This window comes from Janthinobacterium sp. UMAB-60, from assembly GCF_900095235.1.
GTDB lineage: Bacteria > Pseudomonadota > Gammaproteobacteria > Burkholderiales > Burkholderiaceae_D > Janthinobacterium.
On the sequence record NZ_LT607484.1, the window covers coordinates 463,617 to 464,754 of the forward strand.

A 1,138-nucleotide genomic window follows, 5' to 3' on the forward strand; every position below is an offset into this window, starting at 1 on the left:
CACCGTCAAGGCCTTGGCTGTGATGCTGGCCGTGAGGCCGGTCGGGTTGCTGACCGTGTAGTTGCTGGCCAGGCCGCTGGCCGTATCGACCAGCGTTGTACCCGTCACCGTCACCGCCTTGGCAGTGGCCGCGTTCTTGTCGCTGAACACGGCGCTCTGGCCACCAAAGCCCAGGGTTTCGCTGCCCACCAGGCCGCTCAAGGCACCGCCGGACAGGCTGGCTTGTGCATTGCCGTCATAGACCTTGTTGTCCGCCAACTGGCCCGTTAACGTCAAGGCCTTGGCCGTGATGCTGGCCGTTAAGCCCGTCGGATTGCCGACCGTATAGTTGCTAGCCAGGCCGCTGGCCGTATCGACCAGCGTTGTACCCGTCACCGTCACCGCCTTGGCGGTGGCCGCGTTCTTGTCGCTGAACACGGCAGTTTGACCCGCAATGCCCAGCGTTTCGCTGCCCACCAGGCCGCTCAACACACCGCCGGACAGGCTGGCTTGTGCATTGCCGTCGTAGACTTTATTACCGGCCAGTTGGCCGGTCACCGTCAATGCCTTGGCCGTGATGCTGGCCGTCAAGCCGGTCGGGTTGCTGACCGTGTAGTTGCTGGCCAGGCCGCTGGCATCAGCCAGACTGGCGCCGCTGACGGTGACCGTTTTGTTGCTGCCCGCGTTCTTGTCGCCAAACACGCCCGTGGTGCCTGACAATACCAGGGTTTCATCACCTACCAGGCCCTGCAAGGCGCCACCCGTCAGGCTGGCCACCCGCGTGCCGTCGTAGACCTTGTTGCCCGCGGCAATGCCACCGATGGTCAGTTCCTTCGGCGTGATATTGGCCTGCAAGCCGACCGGATTGCTGACCGTGTAGTTGCTGGCCAGGCCAATGCCATCGGCCAATTGCGCGCCACTGGCCGTCACGGCAATGTTGCTGGCCGCATTTTGAGTGGCAAATGTACCCGTCAAACCGGACAGCGACAAGGTTTCACCGCTGACCAGGCCATTCAAGGTGCCGCCCGTCACGCTCGCCACAAGCGTGCCGTCATAGACCTTGTTGCCGGCCGCAACACCCGTCACCGTCAGTGCTTTCGGCGTGATGGCGCCCGTGCCGGTGGCCGTGTTGCTGGCCAGGGTGTAATTGCCCGCATCC

At 63.7% G+C, this 1,138-nt stretch carries 1 protein-coding gene; it reads right to left on the reverse strand.

The window, feature by feature from the left end:
- Nucleotides 1–1,138: YDG domain-containing protein (locus K0F86_RS07955; protein ID WP_257572040.1), on the reverse strand; the 1,138-nt coding region annotated here is incomplete at both ends.